Source organism: Streptomyces sp. NPDC049577, from assembly GCF_040675635.1.
Lineage (GTDB): Bacteria > Actinomycetota > Actinomycetes > Streptomycetales > Streptomycetaceae > Streptomyces.
This window is the reverse complement of record NZ_JBFAPH010000501.1, coordinates 1-3,190: the sequence shown is the minus strand read 5'-3', so window position 1 is coordinate 3,190 and position 3,190 is coordinate 1. Positions and strand designations below refer to the sequence as shown.

Below are 3,190 nucleotides of genomic sequence, written 5' to 3'. Positions count from 1 at the left end.
CCGGGCGAGTTCGGCCAGTTCGGCGGCCGCGGTCTCCGTCATGTAGGAGAGCGGCTTCCGCTCGTACAGCTCGACACACAGCAGGCGCGGCGCCTCGCTGTCCGGGGTGGACAGGGCGAGGGCCGCGGTGGAGTAGACGAGTGTGCGGTCGAGGTCGCTGGCGATGAGGGTCGTCACAGGGGGCGCACCGCCTCGGGGGCGGCGACGGCCTTGCCGTCGGCGCCGGTGGCGCCGCGCGTGTAGCGCGGGTGGATCAGGCCGACGCAGCTGTAGGGCAGGCCGTCCACCTCCTCGACGGGGACGCCGCGCTGTTCGGCCAGCAGCCGGACGTGCGCGAGGTCCGCGCCGGCACCGCGCCGGGCGAGGATCCGCCACGGGACGCGGCGCAGCAGCACACGGGTCGTCTCGCCGACACCGGGCTTGACGAGGTTGGGGTCGTGGATGCCGTACTCCTCGCTGATCCGCTCCACGGCCGTCCAGCCGGCCCAGGTGGGGGCGCGGTCCTCGGCCGAGGCCAGGGCCTTGGCGTCGGCGGCGACGTCCTCCTCCACGTCGGGGAAGCGGGCGGCGACGGTGTCGACGAAGGAGCGCGAGACATCGGCGTCCGCGAGCTCGCGGTAGAACTTCGCGCCGTGGAAGTCGTGCGGTCCGACGAGGTCGGCGCGGAGCACGGTGCGCGATATCAGGCCGGAGACGGTGGAGTTGAGGCAGGCGGAGGGGATGAGGAAGTCGTCCCGCGTGCCGTAGGTCCCGACGCAGTGGCCCGGGTCGGCGAGCACGGCGAGGCGCGGGTCGAAGGGCGTGCCGTCCAGGGCCTCGGCGAGCTCGCGGGTGATGGCGCCCTTGCCGGTCCAGCCGTCGACGAAGACGACGTCGGCCGGGTCGTGGTGACCGGCGAGCCAGCGCAGGGCGTTGGCGTCGATGCCACGGCCGCGGACGATGGAGACGGCGTAGTGCGGCAGCTCCAGTCCGTGCGCGTGCCGCGCCCAGCGGCGCATCAGCACGCCGACGGGCGTGCCGGCGCGGGCCAGCGAGACGAGCACGGGCCGCGGCGACCGCTCGGCCAGCACCGTCTCGGTCACCGCGCCGACCGCCCGGGCCACGCGGCTCGCCGAGGCGTCCAGCGCGGAGCGGTACAGCTCCTGGTAGCGGGCGCTTGGCTGGTACTCGACGGGCAGCGACTCGGCGTAGTGCGCGCCGCCGCTCTGGATGGCCTCCTCGCGCTCCTCGGTGGGCGCCTCCAGCTCCACCTCGGACAGGTCCTGGAGCAGCCAGCCGACCTCCTCCGGAGCGTACGAGGAGAACGCGGGCCCGCGCAGCGGCCCGGGCTTGCCGCCGGGGGCACGGTGGGAGGGGATCACGGCGAGCAGCACCTTTCGGATGTGCGTGGCGAGCTGGGCCAGGAGGCCGCCGGGGGCGTGCAGGGCGGGGGTGTCGGCGACCGAGTCGACGACCACGACGACTGCGTCGAAGCCGGCGTCGGTGACGTTGTGGGCGTAACGGTCGCCCGGCCCGTCGGCCGGTTCGTCGTGGGCCGGGAAGGTCATCCGCGATCGGATCGCGTAGCCGGGGTCGTCGACGGGGAGGACGGGGGAACGGGTCGTGGTCGAGAAGCGGACGTCTCCGCGGATCCGCTCCTCGAGGGCGCGGGCGAGCCGTAGGGGCGCGTACATGAGCTCTTCGTGCCCGAGCACGAGGATGCGGGCGGGAGCGGCACCGCAGCGTTCGGGGTGCTCGCCGTCGCCGTCCGCGGGCCGGGTTGCGCCCACAGCACGGCAGAGGCGTTCCGCCATGGCGGGCAACGCGGCCTCCAGCCGCGCCCGGTGCTCCGGCGTGAACCCGTGCCGGCCGCCGTCGGGCAACCCTTCGGGCCAGCCGAGCTCGACCCGCTGCGGTTGTCCATGGGGGAGGGTGGGCAGGACCGCACCGGCGGACGGCGACGGCGAGCACCCCCCGCCCTCCCGCTCCGCGACCAGCGCGCTGCCCCGCTCGAGGACGTCGTCCGGCAGCCGGACCTCCCCCGTCGCGAGCGCGACGACATCCACCCGCGCCCCGAGCTCGCGCGCGAACTCCGTCAACCGCGCCCGGTCCCGGGCGCTCCGCATGTCGACCAGCGCGACGACCACGTACCGCTCGCGCGGGAAGCGCGTGTGCAGGGCGCGGATCGTGTTGAGCACCGTGCGGCCCGTGGAGAACTCGTCGTCGACGAGGACCAGCGGACCCGTGCCCGAGAGCAGGGACGGGTCCTCCGGCAGGAGCAGATGGGACGTGGCGTGGCTGTGCTCCTCCTCGAAACCGCCGACCGGGGCGATGCCGGGCACGGGGCGCCGGGTCGAGTGGAGGTAGGGGGCGAGGGCGAGGCCGTCCGCGACGGAGTGGCCCAGGCCGGTGGCAGTCTCGGCGTAGCCCAGGACGACGGCGCGGGCGGCCTCCGCGTCGCCCAGCAGGGCCCGGACGCGGCGGCCCAGACCGACCCCGGTGCCGTGGACGCGCGCCGGCGGGGCCGGCACGTGCTTGCCGAGGACGTTCGAGACCAGCAGATGGGCGCGCTTCGGATTGCGCCGCACCGCCAGTCCCAGCAGTTCCCGCAGCCGGTCGTCGCCCTCCAGCTCGACACCCAGCCGGTCCGCGACCCACTGGCCGGACCACACTCCCACTTCCGCGCCGCCTCTCATGCCGTCCGTGCCCCCGCGACGCCCGCCGCCAGCAGTTCGACGAAGCTGACGTCCTCGCGTGCGACGCCGAAGACCTCGGCGCGCAGCATGGTGCGCTCGGCCCAGGCGCGGTGGGGTTTGATCTCGTTCATTTTGTTGGTGTAGGCGGAGCGCAGCACTCCACCGCCGTCGCTTTCCGGCCGCAGGATGTCCTCGGCGTCGCTGAACTCCTCGTGGCTGACGACGGACAGCGCGTGGACCGGGGCGACGTGCGAGGGATGGATGCAGGTCTTGCCCTGGAGGCCATTGGCGCGGTCGAGCTGGATCTCGCGGAGGAGGCCGTCCATGTCGTGCTCGATGAGGGCGGTGCGCAGGGCCTCCGCCGGGCCGGCGAAGGGGCTGCGGCGCAACTGGGGCTTGAACATGCGCTCGGGCTGCGGGAAGTACTCCCAGACCGGTCCGGTGACGGTGAAGCCGCTGCCGTCCGCGCGACCCCTGACGAACACCTCCAGACGGCCGTCCGAAGAAGGCGCCAC

Annotated in this window: 2 protein-coding genes and 1 pseudogene; all 3 read right to left on the bottom strand. The window is 74.3% G+C overall.

Annotated elements, in window-relative coordinates:
* Window positions 1-177 (bottom strand): annotated as a pseudogene (locus AB0K09_RS31770) (HAD family hydrolase); the annotation flags it as partial.
* Window positions 174-2,675: a phosphoribosyltransferase gene (locus AB0K09_RS31765; RefSeq protein ID WP_366068853.1), complete on the bottom strand. Its 2,502-nt coding sequence runs from the start codon at window positions 2,673-2,675 to the stop codon at window positions 174-176. The gene AB0K09_RS31765 and the pseudogene AB0K09_RS31770, both read right to left, overlap by 4 nt.
* On the bottom strand, window positions 2,672-3,190 hold a 519-nt coding region (locus AB0K09_RS31760; RefSeq protein WP_366068852.1), incomplete at its 5' end, for an HpcH/HpaI aldolase/citrate lyase family protein. The genes AB0K09_RS31765 and AB0K09_RS31760, both read right to left, overlap by 4 nt.